Origin of the sequence: Pseudomonas sp. NFIX28 (genome assembly GCF_900107395.1) — a bacterium.
Classification (GTDB): Bacteria; Pseudomonadota; Gammaproteobacteria; order Pseudomonadales; family Pseudomonadaceae; genus Aquipseudomonas.
Window position 1 is genome coordinate 37,402 of sequence record NZ_FNPW01000024.1, and the last position, 18,347, is coordinate 55,748.

9 protein-coding genes are annotated in these 18,347 nt (G+C 65.3%); 4 read left to right on the top strand and 5 right to left on the bottom strand.

Annotated features, from left to right (window positions below):
- Positions 1 to 28: 28 nt before the first annotated feature.
- On the top strand, positions 29 to 6,604 hold the full coding sequence (locus tag BLV20_RS29340; RefSeq protein WP_092305866.1) for a S8 family serine peptidase: 6,576 nt from the start codon (positions 29 to 31) through the stop codon (positions 6,602 to 6,604).
- A gap of 143 nt (positions 6,605 to 6,747) precedes the next feature.
- On the opposite strand, the gene BLV20_RS29345 is transcribed toward BLV20_RS29340, so the two are convergent.
- The 4 genes from BLV20_RS29345 to BLV20_RS29360 are packed head-to-tail and all read right to left on the bottom strand — an operon-like array spanning position 6,748 to position 11,895.
- Positions 6,748 to 6,969 (bottom strand): formate dehydrogenase subunit delta, encoded by a 222-nt coding sequence (locus BLV20_RS29345; RefSeq protein ID WP_092305867.1) that lies wholly within the window; start codon positions 6,967 to 6,969, stop codon positions 6,748 to 6,750.
- Positions 6,966 to 9,863 (bottom strand): formate dehydrogenase subunit alpha, encoded by a 2,898-nt coding sequence (gene fdhF / locus BLV20_RS29350; RefSeq protein WP_092305868.1) that lies wholly within the window; start codon positions 9,861 to 9,863, stop codon positions 6,966 to 6,968. Before fdhF ends, BLV20_RS29345 begins: the two co-directional genes overlap by 4 nt.
- Complete coding sequence (locus BLV20_RS29355; protein WP_175540280.1) at positions 9,860 to 11,422, bottom strand: formate dehydrogenase beta subunit; 1,563 nt, start codon at positions 11,420 to 11,422, stop codon at positions 9,860 to 9,862. The genes fdhF and BLV20_RS29355 overlap by 4 nt, the downstream gene beginning before the upstream one ends.
- Positions 11,419 to 11,895: a formate dehydrogenase subunit gamma gene (locus tag BLV20_RS29360; RefSeq protein ID WP_092305869.1), complete on the bottom strand. Its 477-nt coding sequence runs from the start codon at positions 11,893 to 11,895 to the stop codon at positions 11,419 to 11,421. Before BLV20_RS29360 ends, BLV20_RS29355 begins: the two co-directional genes overlap by 4 nt.
- A gap of 457 nt (positions 11,896 to 12,352) precedes the next feature.
- Between BLV20_RS29360 and BLV20_RS29365 the strand changes: the two genes are divergently transcribed.
- The 3 genes from BLV20_RS29365 (at position 12,353) to BLV20_RS29375 (ending at position 16,433) form a co-directional block, all read left to right on the top strand.
- Entirely contained in the window at positions 12,353 to 12,853 is a 501-nt protein-coding gene (locus BLV20_RS29365; RefSeq protein WP_092305870.1) for a sigma-70 family RNA polymerase sigma factor, read from the top strand.
- Positions 12,854 to 12,893: 40 nt separating this feature from the next.
- Positions 12,894 to 13,889: a FecR family protein gene (locus BLV20_RS29370; protein WP_092305871.1), complete on the top strand. Its 996-nt coding sequence runs from the start codon at positions 12,894 to 12,896 to the stop codon at positions 13,887 to 13,889.
- Between the two features lie 96 nt (positions 13,890 to 13,985).
- On the top strand, positions 13,986 to 16,433 hold the full coding sequence (locus BLV20_RS29375; RefSeq protein ID WP_092305872.1) for a TonB-dependent siderophore receptor: 2,448 nt from the start codon (positions 13,986 to 13,988) through the stop codon (positions 16,431 to 16,433).
- A 340-nt stretch (positions 16,434 to 16,773) separates the two neighbouring features.
- Here the strand turns inward: BLV20_RS29375 and BLV20_RS29380 are convergent, their stop codons facing one another.
- Positions 16,774 to 17,934, bottom strand: a complete 1,161-nt coding sequence (locus BLV20_RS29380; protein WP_092305873.1) for an MFS transporter — start codon at positions 17,932 to 17,934, stop codon at positions 16,774 to 16,776.
- Positions 17,935 to 18,347 lie beyond the last annotated feature (413 nt).

Genomic DNA, 18,347 nt, shown 5'->3' on the forward strand with positions numbered 1-18,347 from the left:
AATCTTAGGTTGAAGAGGGAGCGTTAAAGTGGAAAAGAAATACAGTGTTACCTATAAGGTTGCAAGGGCGGGGGCGGAATACGAATATCAGAAAAATAAAGGTGAGCACAAAGAGGGCGATATTCATTCGTCGTCTGGTGGACATATGTGGTACTCCTTGAGTGATGGTGCAGGCTATAAGCAAAGTTATGGTTTTGAGTCCGTTCACGACCAGATGCGTGGTGAGGGGCAGGTAGGTGGTTATGATGATGCAGGTTACAAGCAGACAGCATATGAAGTAAGTGTGGTGTTGACTGAGGATCAGTTTAATAAGTTAAAGAGTTTTTCGCAGGATCCTACGTCGCTCGGATTTGATAATACGCGTTATAGGCTTCTAACTAATAGCTGCGTGGATTTCGTATATGCTTCACTTAAATCCATTGGTTTTAATGGCAAGGGTTTCGAAGGCGCTCTTTTTCCAGCAGATAATATAAATCCGCTCAACAATCTTCTGCATACGTATGGCGCCCAGATCATTCGTGACGACTTGACCCGTCACGGCGAATATTATGAAGCGAAAGACGGTCAGCAATGTTTATGGCTTGGCGTGGGTGATGTCTCTACTGCCCCTCAGACACCCGGCCTGATCAACATCGACATCAACCCTTCCCCCCAACCCCAACAGCACATCCAGGGCGAAAGCAAAGCCCAGCAGGACGTCGCCAACGGCTATATCCAGAACGCCGCGACGCACAATATCTTTGCCGTCGGCGGCATTCTCAACAAAACCGACTTCACCTCGACCCAGATGTCCAGCCTGGCCTCGGGCGGTATTCGTCCCGGTGAGATGCAGCTCGACCCCAATGCCCGGCCCAACACCTACTTGTCGAATTTCTACCAGACCCCGGACAGCACCAAGCCGGACTTCAGCCTGCGCAATGCCGTGACCCTGAACGGTCTGTCGGCCATGACCACCTTCAACACCTACGTCGACCCGCTGTTGCTGGACCTGACCGGTAACGGCGTGCACATGACCGACATCCGTGACGGCGTGCTGTTCGACACTGACCACAGCGGCACGCTCAAGCGCAGCGGCTGGGCCGATCGCAGCACCGGCATGCTGGTGATCGACGATGGCAGCGGCCAGATCAAGGACGTCAGCCAGATGTTCTCCGAGTATTACGGCGGCAAGGCCGGGGTGAACGGCGCGGCGGGCGAGGCGAAGTTCAAGGATGGGTTCGCCGCCCTGGCCAGCGAGGATGGCAACAAGGACGGCGTGATCGATCAGCGCGATCCGATCTGGAGCAAGCTGCGGGTCTGGGTCGACGGCACCCATGACGCGAAAGTCGATGCCGGCGAACTCAAGACCCTGGCCGAGCTGGGCATCACCCAGATCAACGTGCGGGCCGCGGCGTCCACTCAAACCGAAGTGCGGGACGGCAACCGCGTACTCGCCACCGGTTCGTTCACCATCAATGGCAAGAGCCAGGAAGCGCTGGCGGTGGATTTCCTCGGTGACCCGGTCAGTAATACCCTGAGCGCCCAGGGCGCGGGCACCAAGGTGACCTCGACCAGCAACGGCATCACCACCACCGCCTATGCCAGTCAGAGCACCACGGGCGAAACCCTGGACGCGGCGCAGCTGGGCGTGGGCAACCTGTACGGCGGCAGCGGCAACGACACGCTGATCGCCGCGCCGGCCGGCGGCTGGCTGGTGGGTGGCGGCGGCAGCAACACCTATGTCGGCGGCAAGGGCGACGACGTGTTTGTGGTCAGCGCCTCGGACGACATGAAGAACATCCACGGCAACGGCGGCCACGATACGGCGATCGTCGTCGGCGACAAAGGCGTGGTGCTGAACATGGCCCAGGCCGGCCTGACCATTGCCCAGGGCGGCAGCGGCAACGACACGATCATGAGTGGCGGCAGCGGCAGTGCCTTCATCAAGGGCGGCTCCGGCAATTCGACCCTGGTGGGCGGGGCGGGCAGCGACGTGCTGGTCGGTGGCAGCGGCCACAACACCATCATCGGCGGCAGCGGCAAGGCGGTGATCTACGCCGGGCCCCAGGGCGACGTGATTTACGCCGCCGAAGGCGGCAGCATCATTCACGCCGGTGGCGGTGCCGACCGGATTTTCGGCGGTGCCGGCAATGACGTGATCGAAGTCGGCCACGGCAACGCGACCATCGACGGCGACGGCGGGATCAACCTGGTGACCCTGCACGGCAACCATGGCGACTACCGCATCACCCGCACTGACGGCGGCTATGAGGTGGCCGACAAGGTCGCCGGGCGCGACGGTACGGTGACCCTGAAAAACATCCAGAAGCTGAATTTCTCGGATATCTCGGCGGTCGATCTGCAGACCCCCAACGCCATGCCGGTGGCCGATGTGCTGACCCTCGACCAGGACGGCAAGGCCTTCAACCGGACCCAGGCCCACCTGATTGCCGCGCAGAGCTTGCTGGCCAACGATCAACATCTCAACAGCCAGGGCGCGCTGCGCATCGCCAACGTCGGTGACGCGGTCGGCGGCACTGTCAGCCTCACGGCCCAGGGCGACGTGCTCTTCACTCCGGATGCCCACTACACCGGGCTGCTCAGCTTCAAGTACGGCGTGGTCGATGCCGCCGGCAACCTGTCGGCTTCGGTGGTGGACCTGAGCAGCGGGCAGACCGCGCCGATGCGCGCCGGGGTGACCTTGCTGACCCCGGAAGTGCCGCTGGACCCCTTGGCGGCCCAGGAGTGGTACCTCAGCGACACCAACGTGCTGCCGGTCTGGCAGGACTACACCGGCAAGGGCGTGCGCATCGGTCAGTTCGAGCCGGGTGGCCAGTTCGCCACCGCGCCGGAGATCTTCGACATCGCCCACCCGGACCTGGCCGCCAACGTCGACCAGGCCTGGCTGCAGACCCAGCAGAGCAACGGCAGCTTGCCGGGCCTGGTGTCCAACCACGCCACCATGGTGGCGGGGGTGATGGTCGCGGCCAAGAATGGCACGGGCGGAGTAGGGGTGGCCTACGGCGCGACGCTGGGCGGCTACTACCTGGCCAACAGCGGCGCCGACCTCGCCGGGCTGGGGCACATGGTCAGCTTCGACATTGCCAACAACAGCTGGGGCTTCACCAACGATTTCGCCCTCAGCAGCTTCCAGGACGGCTTCGTCAACACCGCCACGGCGCTGAGCATGAATGCCCAGTACGCCGCGAGTAACGGTCGTGGCGGCCTGGGCACGATCATTGTCGCGGCCGGCGGCAACAGCCGCGCGACCGGCGGCAATGCCCAGGGCTCCTTGACCAACAACAACCGCTTCTCGGTGGAAGTCGGCGCGATCAATGCCCAGGGCGACTTGTCGACCCTGCAGATCGGTTCCTCGCCGTTCTCCAACCCGGGCGCCAGCCTTCTGGTGTCGGCGCCGGGCAGCAACGTGGTGTCCACCAGCCATATGCTGGAAACCGATCGTGGCTCGACCTTCGGCAACGACTACACCAGCATGCAGGGCACCAGCTTTGCCGCGCCGATCGTCTCCGGCATCGTCGCGCTGATGCTCGAGGCCAACCCGAACCTGGGCTATCGCGACGTGCAGCAGATCCTCGCGTTGTCGGCGCGCAAGATCAACGATCCGTCTACCCAGTGGAGCGACAACGCCGCCCACAACTGGAACGGCGGCGGCATGCACACCAGCAACGACTACGGCTTCGGCGAAGTCGACGCGCGGGCCGCGGTGCGCCTGGCCGAAGCCTGGATGACCCAGAGCACCGGTGCCAACGAATATGTCTACAGCGCCTCCAGCGGCGCCCTGGGCAAGAACCTGGTGGCGGGGGGCACGCTGAGCACGTCCATCGCCATGAATGCTGGCCTCAATGTCGAGCACGTCGAGATCGATTTCGACGCCCAGGTGGGCCGCCTTGGCGACCTGACGCTCAAGCTGATCTCGCCCGACGGCACCCAGAGCATCCTGCTCAACCGCCAGGGCAAGGTGCCGGACGGCATGCCGGGGGCGAGCGCCACGGACCTTGGCAGCACGCAGTCGGGATCGTTCAAATACACCTTCATGACGACCCATGACTTCGGCGAGCGCTCGGCGGGCAACTGGACCTTGCAGGTGAGCGATTCGGCTTCCGGCCTGCCGGTCACGCTCAATGCCTGGTCGCTGCGCTTATACGGCAGCAAGAGCACCCCGGACGACACCTACTTCTACACCGACGAATACCTCAAGTCGGTGGTCGGGCATGCCAACCGTGGCGTCCTGGACGACGCGGTCAACGGTGTCGCGGGCGGGCGCAATACCCTCAACGCGGCGGCGGTGTCGGGAGATAGCTCGGTCAACCTGCTGACCGGTGTCGCCAGCCTCGGCGGCGCGGCGTTGACGGTGAAAAATCCGGCGAGCATTCAGAACATCGTCACCGGCGACGGCAACGATGTGCTGGTGGCTGGCAATGCCGATGCCTTGCTCGATGGCGGACGTGGCAACAACAGCCTGGCGGGTGGCGCGGGCAAGGACTTCTTTGTGGTTCATCGCCGTGCTGGTGGCAGCGATGTGATCAACAACTTCGAGGCCTCCCGTGGCGAGATCATCGACCTGGTGGGTTTTGTCGGGAAGAAGTTCACCGACCTGGTGCTCAGCCAGCAAGGCGCGGACGTCAAGATCGACCTGGCCAAGGGCCAGAGCATTGTCCTGAAGAACCAGTCGCTGGCCGGCATCGGCGCGGCGAACTTCAAGTTCCAGGACACCTTTGTCGCCCCGACGGCCTACGTCAACAGCGATGCCTCGGCGGTCAAGCCGCAGGAAGGCCTGGGCACCGTGCTGCTCAACGGCGGCGGCAAGGGCGTGATGTACAGCAGCGACGCCCAGGGCAAGATGGTGGCTTCGCTGAGCGGCACGATCTACAGCCATGACAGCGCGACTTCGGATGTGTTTGTGGTGGCGGCCCAGTCGGGCGTCAAGGACTACAACAACGCCTTGCGCGGCTTCCGCCATGGCATCGACAAGATCGACCTGCGCCAGACCGGGGTGACCGATTTCAGCCAGCTGACCATCGAGCACAAGAATCGCGCCACTCTCAACGGCCTGACGCAGATTCATGGCGTGTATGTGACGCGGACCGGCGCCCAGGGCGCCGACTCGAACGTCAACCTGCTGTACCTGGACGCGCTGGATGTGGCGCAGGTCAGCGCTTCGGACTTCATCTTCGCCGAGCATGCGCCGGATGTAGTGCCGACCGTAGGTCCGGTGCCTGCTGTGACCGAGCAGCCGACGGTGACTGTGCCGGGTACGCTGACGCCGATTGTCGAGCGTCCTGATGTCGACAAGCCTGTTGTGGTGCCGCCGCTGCCGCCTGTTGATCTGCACCCGACCATCAACGTTCCGGTGGTCGATCCGGTATTGCGACCTTCGGTGACGATCCCGGACATCACCCTGCCGGAACACAAGACGATCGAGCAGATCCTCGCCGAACGCGGCGTCGACCTGAATCCGAAAGTGCCGGAACACAAGACCATCGACCAGATCCTGGCCGAGCGTGGCGGCAACCAGGGGCCGACGGTTCCCGAACGCAAGACCATCGAGCAGATTCTCGCCGAGCGCGGCATCGGTTCGCTGGAGCCGTCGAAGGTGCCGGATATCGGCCCGGTCGGGCGTGATCATGTGGGACGGACCCCGGTGGACGTGCCGCGCCCAAGGCCGATTGTGATTCCCGATATCCCAATGGTCGATACGAGCCATCGCGACCTGAATATTGCGAGTCACCCGCGAGTCACCGTGCCGGATATCCCGTTGGTGCAGGACCCACGTATGAAGTTCGACGATATCCCGGCGGTGGCCGATACCGAGGACTTCTCCTTTGCGTCGCTCCGCGACCGGATCCGCGTACGTCCCACTCCGACGACCGTGGACCCGGTGCCGACTTCGTCGCGCGACCCGCTCACGCTGAGCCCGTTGTCGACGGTCGATCCCGCGCCAGTGGCCAGCGACCCCAATACCATGACGGTCCAGGGGTTCTTCGCCGATGTCACTCTGGGGGACGAGAGCAAGACCATCAACGTGGAGGCCTCGAACGCCAAGGTGGTTGCCGGCAACGGTGACAACAAGGTCAACGTGACGGGGCGCCGCGCCGAGATCACCCTGGGCAACGGCAACAACGTGGTCGCCGGCGACATCAACAAGCTCACCGTCGGCCATGGCAACAACGACATCACCGACAGCGGCTCCTTCGCCACGGTGAAGCTGGGCGATGGCAACAACAAGGTGCTGGTCAGCGGCAACATGCCCACCGTGGAAGTCGGGCACGGGGTCAACGACCTCGAGTTCAGCGGTAGCATGGGCCAGCTGGTATTCGGCCAGGACATCAGCCCCGAGCGCCTGTGGTTCCAGCACGAAGGGCAGGACCTGCAGATCTCGGTGATCGGCAGCCAGCAGGAGGTCACGCTGCACAACTGGTACGCCGCGACCCCCGAGCGTCCACGGGACATCATGGCCGGCGACCGTCATCGGTTGTTCGACAATGACGTGGAAAACCTGGTCCAGGCGATGGCGGCGTTCGCGCCGGCAGCACCGGCGACCATGACCTTCGGCGCTGCCGAGCAGCAAGCCTTGCAGCCTGTGCTGGCGGCCAACTGGAGATAACCGCGGCAGCTTCGTAGCGGGGCCCGCGCTGCTTATCGCGGGCTTTTGCCGCTCCCGTCCGGGAGCGGCATTGCTTTATCCCTCCTTATCTTCGATTGGCGCCGGTGGGCTCCCGTTTTCCGGGCGGCGGTGTGCCGGTCGGTCTAAGCCTCCCAACCCGCGCCGCTGACCGCCTCCTGTGCCAAAGGGTGCAAGTCCGCGCCTGGGTGGGTTGTCTGCCAGGCCAGCAATTCCTTGCGCATGCCGGGCGTCCAGAACATCTGCAGGTGGTTGCGCACGCCGAGTACGGCCAGGCCCCGGTCGGGCTCGGAGGAGAAGTATTGGGCGATCTGGTTGGCCATCTTGATCAGGTTCTCGGTGCTCATCGGCGGACCTCCGTTTTAGCGCCACGCGCCTGCCGGCGCTCGCTGAGCAAGTGTTGTTGTTCGTCGCTGAACGCCTGGTAGCGCTTTTGCCATTCCGAAGGTTGGTAGACGCGGCTGACTTGCACCGCCGTGACCTTGTATTCCGGACAGTTGGTGGCCCAGTCGGAGTTGTCGGTGGTGATCACGTTGGCGCCCGATTCCGGGAAGTGGAAGGTGGTGTACACCACGCCTGGGGCCACCCGTTCGCTGACACGGGCACGCAGCACGGTCTGCCCGGCGCGGCTGCCGATGCCGACCCAGTCGCCTTCCTGGATGCCCCGGCTCTCGGCGTCGCTCGGGTGGATTTCCAGGCGGTCCTCGTCGTGCCAGGCGACGTTGTCGGTGCGCCGGGTCTGGGCGCCGACGTTGTACTGGCTGAGGATGCGCCCGGTGGTCAGCAGCAGCGGATAGCGGCTGTTGACCTTCTCTTCGGTGGGCACGTAGCCGGTGAGCATGAAGCGCCCCTTGCCGCGCACGAACTGGTCGATGTGCATGGTCGGCGTGCCGTCCGGTGCCTCGGCGTTGCACGGCCATTGCAGGCTGCCGTGGCTGTCCAGGGCGGCGTAGCTGACGTTGCTGAAGGTCGGCGTCAGGCTGGCGATTTCGTCCATGATCTCCGATGGGTGGCGGTAGTTCATCGGGTAGCCCAGGGCGTTGGCCAGGGCCACGGTGCCTTCCCAGTCGGCCTTGCCGCCCAGGGGCTCCATGACCTTGCGCACCCGGGAGATGCGCCGCTCGGCGTTGGTGAAGGTGCCGTCTTTCTCCAGGAACGAGCTGCCTGGCAGGAACACGTGGGCGAACTTGGCGGTTTCGTTGAGGAAAATGTCCTGCACCACCACGCATTCCATGGCCGACAGCGCCGCGGTGACGTGCTGGGTATTGGGGTCGCTCTGGGCGATGTCCTCGCCTTGGCAATACAGGCCCTTGAAGCTGCCGCCCAGGGCGGCCTCGAACATGTTGGGGATGCGCAGGCCCGGGTCGGGTTGCAGGCTGACGTGCCAGGCCTGCTCGAACTGCGTGCGTACCACCTCGTTGGAAATGTGCCGGTAGCCGGGCAGTTCGTGGGGGAAGGAACCCATGTCGCATGAGCCTTGCACGTTGTTCTGCCCGCGCAGCGGGTTCACGCCGACGCCTTCACGGCCGATGTTGCCGGTGGCCATGGCCAGGTTGGCGATGCCCATGACCGCGGTGCTGCCCTGGCTGTGCTCGGTGACGCCCAGGCCGTAGTAGATCGCCGCGTTGCCGCCGGTGGCATACAGGCGGGCGGCGGCACGGATGTCGGCCGCGGGCACGCCGCAGAGGGGGCCAAGGACTTCCGGCGAATTTTCCGCACGGCTGACGAACTCGCGCCAGCGGGCGAAATCGCTGCCCTCGCAACGCGCGTCGATAAAGGCCTGGTTGAGCAAGCCCTCGGTGACGATGACGTGCGCCAGGGCGTTGAGCATGGCGACGTTGGTGCCCGGGCGCAGGGCCAGGTGCAGTTCGGCGCGGGCGTGCACCGAGTCCACCAGGTCGATGCGGCGCGGGTCGATGACGATCAGCCGTGCGCCCTCGCGCAGGCGGCGCTTGAGCTGGGAGGCGAACACCGGGTGCGCGTCGCTGGGGTTGGCGCCCATCACCAGGATCACGTCGGCCTGCATCACCGAGTCGAAGCTCTGGGTGCCGGCGGACTCGCCCAGGGTTTGTTTCAGGCCGTAGCCGGTGGGCGAGTGGCAGACCCGCGCGCAGGTGTCGACGTTGTTGTTGCCAAAGGCGGCGCGCACCAGCTTTTGCACCAGGTAGGTTTCTTCGTTGGTGCAGCGGCTGGAGGTGATGCCGCCAATCGAGTCGCGGCCGTAGGTTTGCTGCAACCGGCGGAATTCGCCGGCGGCGTAGGTCACCGCTTCGTCCCAGCTGACTTCCTGCCAAGGGTCGTGGATGGACTTGCGGATCATCGGCTTGGTGATGCGATCCGGGTGGGTGGCGTAGCCCCAGGCAAATCGCCCCTTGACGCAGGAATGGCCGTGGTTGGCCTGGCCGTTCTTGTCGGGAACCATGCGCACCAGTTGTTCGCCTTTCATCTCGGCGCGGAACGAGCAGCCCACGCCGCAATAGGCGCAGGTGGTGATTACGCTGCGCTCGGGCTGGCCCATCTCGACCACGCTTTTTTCCATCAGGGTCGCGGTGGGGCAGGCCTGCACGCAGGCGCCACAGGACACGCATTCGGAGTCGAGGAAATTCTCGCCGCCGGCGGCCGCGACCCGGGATTCGAAACCGCGCCCGGTGATGGTCAGGGCAAAGGTGCCCTGGGTTTCTTCGCAGGCGCGCACGCAGCGGTTGCAGACGATGCACTTGCTGGGGTCGTAGTCGAAATACGGGTTGGAGGTGTCCTTCTGCTCGGCCAGGTGGTTGTCGCCTTCGTAGCCATAACGCACTTCCCGCAGGCCGACCTGGCCGGCCACGGTCTGCAGCTCGCAGTTGCCGTTGGCCGAGCAGGTCAGGCAGTCCAGCGGGTGATCGGAAATGTACAGCTCCATGACGTTGCGCCGCAGGGTCGCAAGCTTCGGCGTCTGGGTGTGCACCACCATGCCTTCGGTCACCGGCGTGGTGCAGGACGCCGGGTAGCCGCGCATGCCGTCGATTTCCACCAGGCACATGCGGCAGGAGCCGAAGGCCTCCAGGCTGTCGGTGGCACAGAGTTTGGGAATACTGGTGCCCAGCAGCGCGGCGGCGCGCATCACCGAGGTGCCTTCGGGCACGCTGATGCTGCGGCCGTCGATGTTCAGGGTGACCTGCACCTGGCTATCGCGGGCCGGCGTACCCAGGTCAAGAGTGCCCAGGGCGATGTCGGTTTTCGGGTCGAAGAGAGTAATCATTGCTCGGCCTCCGAGGCTTGCAGACCGAAGTCGGCGGGGAAGTGCTTGAGGGCGCTGGCCACCGGATAGGCGGTCATGCCGCCCAACGCACACAGCGAGCCGTATTGCAGGGTGTCGCACAGGTCCTTGAGGATGATCGCCTGGGCATCGCGACCGCCCTGGTCGGGCGCGGCCAGCAGGCGGTCGATCACCTCCACGCCGCGGGTCGAGCCGATGCGGCACGGCGTGCATTTGCCGCAGGATTCCTCGGCGCAGAACTGCAGGGCGAAGCGCGCCATGTGGGCCATGTCCAGGCTGTCGTCGGCCACCACCACGCCGCCGTGACCGAGCATCGCGCCGATGGCGGCGAAGGCTTCGTAATCCAGCGGCGTATCGAATTGCCCGGGCGGCACCCAGGCGCCCAGAGGGCCGCCGACCTGGGCGGCTTTCAGCGGCCGGCCGCTGGCGGTACCGCCGCCGTAGTCTTCCACCAGCTCCCGCAGGGTCAGGCCAAAGGCCCGTTCCACCAGGCCACCGTGACGAATGTTGCCCGCCAGTTGGAAGGGCATGGTGCCCAGGGAGCGGCCCATGCCGTAATCGCGATAGAACTGCGCGCCCTTGGCCAGGATCAGCGGCACCGAGGCCAGGGTCAGCACGTTGTGCACCAGCGTCGGCAAGCCGAACAGGCCTTGCAAGGCGGGGATCGGCGGCTTGGCGCGAACGATCCCGCGCTTGCCTTCCAGGGAGTCCAGCAGCGCGGTTTCCTCGCCGCAGATATAAGCCCCGGCACCGACCCGCACTTCCAGGTCGAAGGCCTGGCCGCTGCCGCCGACATCGGCACCCAGGTAACCGGCGGCGCGGGCGATGTCCAGCGCCTCGCGCAGGGTGGCCACGGCCTGCGGATATTCCGAGCGCACATAGATATAGCCAAGGCTGGCGCCGACGGTGATGCCGGCAATGGCCATGCCTTCGATCAGCAGGAAGGGGTCGCCTTCCATCAGCATGCGGTCGGCGAAGGTGCCGGAGTCGCCTTCGTCGGCGTTGCAGACGATGTATTTCTGCGCCGCCTGGGTAGCGCGCACCGTGCGCCATTTGATGCCGGCCGGGAACGCCGCGCCGCCGCGGCCGCGCAGGCCTGAGTCGAACACCGCGGTGGCGGTCTGCTCGCCGCCCAGGGCGATGGCCTGGGCCAGGCCCGCGAAGCCGCCATGGGCGCGGTAATCGTCCAGGGACAGCGGCCGGGTGATGCCGGCACGGGCGAACAGCAGGCGTTGCTGACTCTTCAGATAAGGCAACTGTTCCACCAGGCCCAGGGCCAGTGGATGGGCGGACGGCTCGCCTTGTAGCGCATCGAGCAGCGACGGCACATCGGCGGCGGTCAGCGGGCCGAAGCCGATCCGGCCTTCGGGGGTGTCGACTTCCAGCAGCGGTTCGAGCCAGTACAGGCCGCGGGAACTGGTGCGTTGCAGGTCCAGCGCCAGGTTGCGCTCGGCGGCCTGATGCGCCAGGGCGCTGGCCACCTGCTCGGCGCCCACGGCGCGGGCAACGGAATCAAGGGGCAGATAGAGGCGCGGCATCATGCGTCCTCCCGGCAGGCAGCAAGCAGGCTGTCCAGGCGCTCGGCGTCGAGCCGCGCATGCACCTGGCCGTCCAGCTCCAGCGCGGGCGAGCAGGCGCAAGCGCCCAGGCAATACACCGGGCGCAGGCTGATGCTGCCATCGGCGCTGCTGCCGTGATCGTCCAGTTGCAGGCGTTCGCGCAATTGCGCCGCGAGTTGCTCGGCGCCGCGGCTCTGGCAGGATTCGGCCCGGCACAGGCGCAGGATATGCCGGGCGGGAGGGGCGGTGCGAAAGTCATGGTAGAAGCTGATGACCCCGCGAATTTCGGCCTGGCTCTGGTTCAGGGCGTGGGCAATTTCGGGGATGGCGACATCGGGGATGTAACCGATGCCTTCCTGGATTTCATGCAGGATCGGCAACAGTGCGCCAGGGCGGCCTTTGTGGCGCTCCAGCAGGCTGTTGACCATAGGCAGGTGCAACATCTCATCAGGCATACGGCACTCCTCACGGTCACGGACAAACCAGGCGGCTGTCGGTCGTCCGAAAGTGTCGGCTGCGGCATTCACGCCACGTCACGGTATCGTGGCATTTTCAGGCCGTTGGCCAGGCACCCTGAGTGGGCATCTTGTTGAGCCCGGTGCGGTCTTGGCCGCACCTCTTCAGGGCATATAAGGACAGCTTGCCACGCTGCCTCCAATAAATATGCACCAAAACGACGTGTTAAGTCCTCTTCACGACCCTGGCGCAAGTCTGGAGCAAGGCAAGCGAGCGGGTCCTGCGCCTTCGCGCTCCGGGGCTGCCGGCTTGCCGGGCGGGTAGGGCGACTCGCTTGCCGGCCAGTCGAGCGAAAAAGGCTGGAGGGCCTTCACCCAGGACGCTCGTCCCGAACCAATTGCTGGCTTTAATAAGAAGCATTACTATTCGCGCCTCTTTACCCCTCAGCACAGCGCAATGACCCCCAAGCCTTCCGGCCGACCAGGCTTTTTCGAGCACTATGAAGAGTTGATCGGCACCTGGACGCGTCGGCTGAAGAACCGTGCGCAGGCGGAAGACCTGGCCCATGACACCTTTGTCCGGGTGCTGGAATCGGACGCGACGGCGGTGCAGCAGCCGCGGGCGTATTTGCACCAGACGGCGCGCAATATCGCGGTGGATGCCTATCGGCGCGAGGACCGGCGGGGCGCCATGGAGCTGGAGGCGGTGTATCAAGGCGCGTCGCCCAGCGGCGACCCGGAGCATTTCATGCATGCGATCCAGCTGGCCGACTCCATCGAGCGGGCCCTTGGCGAATTGCCGTTGAACTGCCGCAAAGTGTTCGTCTGGCAGAAGCTCGAGGGCCTGACCCAGGCCGAGATCGCCGAGCGCCTGGGCCTGTCAAAAAACATGGTGGAAAAGTATATGATCCGCACCCTGCGGCATCTGCGCGAGCGTGTGGACGAACCGCAGCGATGAATGCCATGACTGTTCACCCCCCGGCCCAACAGGATGTTTCATGACGCAGACTCGTGAGTGCGCGTGCGGGCAAGCGACGGTTCGCGACGAGGCGGCGCAGTGGTTCGTGCGCCTGCAAGAACCGGCGACCAGCGCCGAGGAGCGGCAGCGTTTCGACGCCTGGCTGGCGGAACACGACGCGCACCAGGACGAATTCCAGGCTCTGCAAAAGCTCTGGTCGGCCACCGACCTGCTGCCCAGGGCGCGTTTGCAGGCGCTTTGCGCCACCCCCGAGGCCATCCCCAATAGCGCCGGCAAGCGCCGGCCGTTGCTGCGTTATGCCGTGGCGGCCAGTGTGCTGGCAGCGGCCGTGGGCCTGGGGCTGTTCAGCGGCGTGAACCGGCCTGCGTTGTACGACGCGGAATTCACCACGGCCCTGGGCGAGCGCCGCCATGTGGCCTTGCCCGATGGCTCACAGGTGGACTTGAACAGCCGCAGCCGCTTGCGGGTGCGTTATGAACAAGGCCAGCGCAGCGTCGAGCTGAGCGAAGGCGAGGCCATGTTCAGCGTCGAGCACGACAGCCACCGGCCCTTCGTGGTGACGGCCGGGCCGGGCAAGGTCACGGTCACCGGCACGCGCTTCGATGTGCGCCGCGATGCCAGCCAGACCCGGGTGGCGGTGGAGCAGGGCAGCGTGAAGGTGCAGGGACGCGATGCCGCCGACAATGAGTTCGTCGGCCTGACCGCGGGCCTGGGAACGCGCATCGATGCCCAGGGCCAGGTGGCCGCGGCCTACGCGGTCGACGCCCAGGCGCTGACCGCCTGGCGCAGTGGCAAGTTGGTGTTCAACAACGCCAGCCTCAGCGAAGTGGTCGCCGAGGTGTCGCGCTATCGCGGGCAGCCGCTGCGGGTCGGCAGCGAGGCGGTGGGCAGGCTGCGCCTGACCAGCGTGTTCAAATCCGACGACACCGACGCGCTGCTCAAGGCCTTGCCGAGCATCCTGCCGGTGGCCGTGCAGACCCTGGCCGACGGTAGCCAGGAAATAATTGCGCGATAGATTCAGGTTTTTTTCGAGTTCTTCGTCTTCTTGTCCAACTGCAACTGGTTTGCATTAACAGACGCATCTTCTTGCGATCAACAGGACTGCTCGAACTTGAAACGCCTCGACCTGAATAACAACAATCCTTGCCCGTCCTCCACTCGTTGGCTGCCGCTGGCCCTGGCCCTGGCCGTCAGTGCCGCGCTGCCCCAGGCCCACGCCGAGCAGGCGCCGAGCGCGATCCATATCCAGGCCCAGCCGCTTGGCCAGGCCCTGAGCCAACTGGGGCTGCAAACCTCGCTGCAAGTGTTTTTCAGCCCCGAGCTGGTGGCCGGCAAACAGGCCCCGGCGGTGGATGGCAACCTGTCGCCGGAGCAGGCGCTGCGCCAGTTGCTGCAAGGCAGCGGTCTGCAATACCAGATCGATGGCGGTTCGGTGACTCTGAGCCCGGCGCCGTCGGCAGCGGGTGACGGCCCTTTGGAACTGGGCGCCACCAGCATCAGCGTGGTGGGTGACTGGCTGGGCGACGCCAACGAGGCGGTGGTGCAGAACCACCCCGGCGCGCGCACGGTGATCCGCCGCGAGGCCATGCTCGAGCAGGGCGCGATGAACGTCGGCGACGTGCTGCGCCGGGTGCCCGGGGTACAGGTGCAGGACGCCAACGGCACCGGCGGCAGCGATATTTCCCTCAACGTCGGGGTGCGCGGCCTGACATCGCGCCTGTCGCCACGCTCCACGGTGCTGATCGACGGCGTGCCGGCGGCGTTCGCCCCCTACGGCCAGCCGCAACTGTCGATGGCGCCGATTTCCTCGGGCAACCTCGACAGCATCGACGTGGTGCGCGGCGCCGGTTCCGTGCGCTACGGGCCGCAGAACGTCGGCGGGGTGATCAACTTCGTGACCCGGGCCATCCCGGAAAAGGCCACCGGGGAAATCGGCACCACCCTGGAAACCTCCCAGCGCGGTGGCTGGAAGCATATCGACACGGCATTCCTCGGCGGCACCGCGGACAACGGCATGGGCGTGGCGCTGTTGTATTCCGGGGTCAACGGTAACGGGTATCGCGCCAGCAACAACGACAACGATATCGATGACGTGATCCTCAAGACCCATTGGGCGCCCACCGACCAGGACGATTTCAGCCTCAACTTCCACTATTACGACGCCAAGGCCGACATGCCCGGCGGCCTGACCCAGAAGCAGTACGACGCCGATCCCTATCAGTCGGACCGCGACTGGGACAACTTCGCCGGCCGCCGCAAGGATGTGTCGTTCAAATACCTGCGCCAGGTCGACGATCGCACCCAGTTCGAAGTGCTGACCTACTATTCCGACAGCTTCCGCGGCAGCAATATCGCCGCCCGCGACCAGAAGACCATCAGCTCTTATCCGCGCACCTACTACACCTTCGGCATCGAGCCGCGGCTGTCCCATGTGTTCGACCTCGGCCCGACCACCCAGGAAGCCAGCGTCGGCTACCGCTACCTGAAGGAAGGCATGCACGAGGAGGCCAGCCGCCTGGCCCTGGTCAACAACCAGCCGGTGGTGCGCCCGGGCTCCGACGGCCATGTGTACCAGGACCGTACCGGCGGCACCGAGGCCAACGCCTTCTACATCGACGACAAGATCGACGTCGGCAAGTGGACCATCACCCCGGGCATCCGCTTCGAGAACATCCGCACCGAATGGCACGACCGCCCGGTGCTCGGCACCAACGGCGTGCGGGTGCAGGAGAAGCGCCGCGAGATCAACAGCAACGAGGCGCTGCCGGCGCTGAGCGTGATGTATCACCTCTCCGATGCGTGGAAGCTGTTCGCCAACTACGAGACCTCGTTCGGCAGCCTGCAGTACTTCCAGCTGGGCCAGGGCGGCGTGGGCGACCAGACCGCCAACGGCCTGGAACCGGAGAAGGCCAAGACCTACGAGATCGGTACGCGCTACAACGATGCGGTGTGGGGCGGTGAGCTGACGGCGTTCTACATCGACTTCTCGGACGAGTTGCAATACATCAGCAACGATGTCGGCTGGACCAACCTCGGGGCGACCAAGCACCAGGGCATCGAGGCTTCGGTGCACTACGACCTGGCCGCGCTGGACCCGCGCCTCGACGGCCTGACCGCCAACGCCGGCTTCACCTACACCCGCGCGACCTATGAAGCCGGCGGTTCGGCGTTCAAGGGCCGCGACCTGCCGTTCTACTCGCGCCAGGTGGCGACCCTGGGCCTGCGCTACGACGTCAACCGCTGGACCTACAACGTCGATGCCTTCGCCCAGTCCAAGCAACGTTCGCCGGGCAGCATGGTCAACGCCGACGGCAGCTTCAACGACGACTACATCACCGAAGGCACCGCCGATGGCCAGTACGGCGACATTCCGGGCTATGTCACCTGGAATGTGCGGGGCGGCTACGACTTCGGTTCGCAGCTGTCGAACCTCAAGCTCGGCGCCGGGGTGAAAAACGTCTTCGACAAGCAGTACTTCACCCGCTCCAGCGACAACAACGCCGGCATGTATGTCGGCGCGCCACGGACCTTCTTCGTCCAGGCCAGCGTCGGTTTCTGACAGACCGCGTCGCGCCAATCGCGGGCAAGCCTCGCTCCTACGGGGCCGGGTTTGCCTGCGATTTTTTATGCCTGGCGCAAACCTGTAGCCGCTGCCGCAGGCTGCGATAAGGCCCGCAGGGCCTTCCTGCAATCCTGAAAACACAGCTGGGTACATGGGGGTACGTGTTGGCTGGACGGGCGTATCGCGGGCAAGCCTCGCTCCTACGGGACCGGGGGTTACCCGCGTTCTGATGCACGGCGCCAATCCCTGTAGCCGCTGCCGCAGGCTGCGATAAGGCCCGCAGGGCCTTCCTGCAATCTTGAAAACGCAATGGACGCTCGATTGCCCGCGAAAGGGCTCAGACCTTCAACACTTTCCCACTGGCCGCCACGCCGATCAGCATCAGCGCGATCAGGCCGAAGGCGATGCTCAGGCTGCTGCCGTGGGCGATAAAGCCGATCAGCGCCGGGCCGGCGAGGATGCCGGCGTAACCCAGGGTGGTGATGGCCGGTACGGCGATGGCCTCGGGCATGACGGTCTGCTTGCCCACTGCGGTGTACAGCACCGGCACGATGTTCGAGCAACCGACACCGACCAGCGCATAACCCACCAGCGCCGCTTCCCAGGCCGGTGCCAGGGTCGCCAGCAGCAGGCCGGCGGCCGCCACCGAGCCGCCCATGACGATCACCCGCTTGGCCCCCAGTTTGTGCACGATGGCATCGCCGGTCAGGCGGCCAACGGTCATGGTCAGGGCGAAGGCTGCATACCCAAGGCCGGCATAGGCGGCATCGACCTGGCGTTCGGCGCTGAGGAACACCGCGCTCCAGTCCAGCACCGCGCCTTCGGCGAGGAACACCACGAAACACAGGCAGCCGATAAACAGCACCACGCCGTGGGGCACGGCAAAGGCCGGGCCCGAACTCTGGCTGCCATACGGCAACATGTGCGGCGCCGCCTTGAGCAGGGCGACCACCAGCAAGGCCACCACCACCAGGGTTGCACCCAGCGGCGACAGGCCCAGGCCGAGCATGGCGCTGACCCCGGCGGCGCCAACGATGCCGCCGAGGCTGAACAGGCCATGGAAACCCGACATCATCGGTCGGCCGCTGGCCCGCTCGACGATCACCGCCTGCAGGTTCACCGTGGAATCCACCGTGCCCAGGCCGGCACCGAACATGAACAGCCCGGCGATCAGCAGCGGCACCGTGCTCACCGTGGCCAGCAGCGGCAGGGCCAGGCAGATCAGCAAGCTGCCGGCGGCCATCACCCGGCGACAACCGAAGCGGCCAGCCAGGATGCCAGCGATCGGCATCGCCAGGATCGAACCCACCCCCAGGCACAGCAGCAACAGGCCCAGGGTGCCTTCATCGAGCCCGGCCCGCGCTTTGGCATAAGGCACCAGCGGCGCCCAGGCGGCGATGCCGAAACCGGCGATGAAAAAAGCGATGCGCGTGGCCATCTGCTCCAGGCGGCCGGGGCTGATCTGTTGCTCTGCAGTGTGGGTGTTGTGGGCTGTCATAAAAATCCTTGGCGGTCAGCTCCAGGCGCCTGTCGGGCAATCGGCAGTTGCCGCTGGAGGACCGGGCCGGCCGTTTCGCCGACCCGTTGTTGATACATCGGCGGCAACATGGCGCCGTCGATGTCGATAAGCAGGAGGCGCCGGTGGGCGCCAAAGCGCGCGACTGTGCGCCGCGCGCCATCCTTGCACATCGGGCCCGCTGCCGCGAGACCCGCGGCGGATTCGGGCGCCCGGCCGCCAGGTGGGCGAAGGGCGCGAGGATTGTGACAAATCAATCAATTGAAGGTTGCAGCAAGCGCCACGACTCCCCGTAGGAGAGGCTTGCCCGTGAACAACGAAAACGCGGTCCATCAGATGGACCGCGTGGGGGCTATCGCGAGCAAGCTTCGCTCCTACGGGGCGGGTCGAAACGG